At 71.4% G+C, this 1522-nt stretch carries 2 protein-coding genes; one reads left to right on the forward strand and one right to left on the reverse strand.

Going from position 1 to position 1522, the window contains the following annotated elements; genetic code table 11:
- Positions 1-514 (forward strand): type II secretion system protein GspK (locus tag IP83_RS07450; RefSeq protein ID WP_231624956.1); only part of this gene is annotated, 514 nt, incomplete at its 5' end.
- On the opposite strand, the gene IP83_RS07455 is transcribed toward IP83_RS07450, so the two are convergent.
- Complete coding sequence (locus IP83_RS07455; protein WP_054121587.1) at positions 468-1391, reverse strand: hypothetical protein; 924 nt, start codon at positions 1389-1391, stop codon at positions 468-470. The two genes, IP83_RS07450 and IP83_RS07455, sit on opposite strands and share 47 nt — an antisense overlap.
- Between the last annotated feature and the right edge of the window lie 131 nt (positions 1392-1522).

The raw sequence follows: 1522 nt of genomic DNA on the forward strand, positions 1-1522 counted from the left end.
CAGCAATTGGCCTGCGCAACACCCCAAAATCAAGCGGTTCTTCGAAGTGTCCAGCTTCGACGACTGGATCGACCAGGACGACGAGCCGCGCCGCGACGGGGCCGAGACCCGCGACTACCGCCGCCGGGGCTACGCCGCGCGCAACGGCCCGCCGCTCAGCATCGAGGAACTGGGCGACATCCGCGGCTTCACCCCCGCGCTGGTCGAGCGGATCGGGCGCATCGCCACGGTGGAAGTGAACGGCGGCCCATTCGACAAGCGATATGCCGACCCGCTGGCGATCCAGGTGATGAACGACGGCGACGCCAACGCGGTCGACGTGATCGAGCGGCAGCGCGAAATCGCCGGACAGCGGCCCGCGCTCTCGATCAAGGACCCGGCGGACTGGGCCGGCCGCGTGGTGACGGTGATCGCCGTGGCGCGCGGACCCGGCGGCGCGCAGGCGCAGCGGCGGGTGGTGGTGCAGATCACAGGACGCGCACGCCAACCCTATGTGCTGCGCTGGGGGGCGTGAAGGCGGGGTTGAACGCGCCGGGGTTGACGGGGTTGAAGTTGACAGGGTTGACAGGGTTCAGGGGGAACGGGCGGGACTTGGTTTCGATGGGAGGGGCGGCGCTGGTTACCCCTCCACCATCCGCTTCGCGGACGGTCCCCCTCCCCATTTGTGCTTCGCAAAAATGGGGAGGACTTGAAGGGTCTTCCCCCGCGAAGATGGCTTCCAGCGTGGCGAGGCGGGCGGTGTGGTCGGTGTCCCAGGCCTTGGCGGCGGCGGTTTCGGCGGTGTGCTGGGCCTTGGCGAGCGCGGCGTCGAGGAGGTCCTCGCTGTCGGTCTCGTCGAGATCGATGCCGGCGACGGCTTCGGGCGTGAGGTCGGCCTCGTCGTCGGGGAAATCGTGGAGCACGTCCTCGCGCGCGGCGCGCAGGGCTTCGGCGCGGGTGGGGTGCGCCGGAGTCCACTGCGGGGGCATGTCGAATTCGTCGATCGGCGGCTCGAACACCGGATCGCAGCCGCTCGCCTCGGCCTCGGCCAGCTCGGCGAGGTAATCGTCGAAGCGCGCGGCGATGCCCGGCGCGGGGTCCTGCGCGGTCTCGGCGCGCTCGGCATGGCGGTCGAGCCGGGCGAGATGGGCGAGGAGCAGGCGCGGATCATGGCGCACCCGGCTGCCGACCGCCTCGCCCCGGTAGAAGATCGTCTCGCGCACACCGTGGAGCGCGCGCTCGGCCAGCATTTCCTCCGCCGCATCGCGCGCGAGCAGCAGCGCCGCCGCCCAGCCATGCGCAAAGGCGGCATCGCGCCGCTTGTGGACATAGGCCGACTGCGGCGAGACCCCGACCACCGCGCAAGCGCGGCGGACATTGCCGCTGGTGGCCAGAATATGCAGAAACCGCACCCGCCGTTCGAGGGTGAAGGGCCGCGAGAGGCCAATCCCCCCCTCCCGCAGGCGGGAGGGGGTCGGGGGGAGGGTGTGTCCGGGACAGGCTGTGCGTTCGTCAACACGCCCCCCCCCCCCCCCCCCCCCCC

The organism is Novosphingobium sp. AAP93, assembly GCF_001296055.1.
Taxonomy (GTDB): domain Bacteria; phylum Pseudomonadota; class Alphaproteobacteria; order Sphingomonadales; family Sphingomonadaceae; genus Novosphingobium.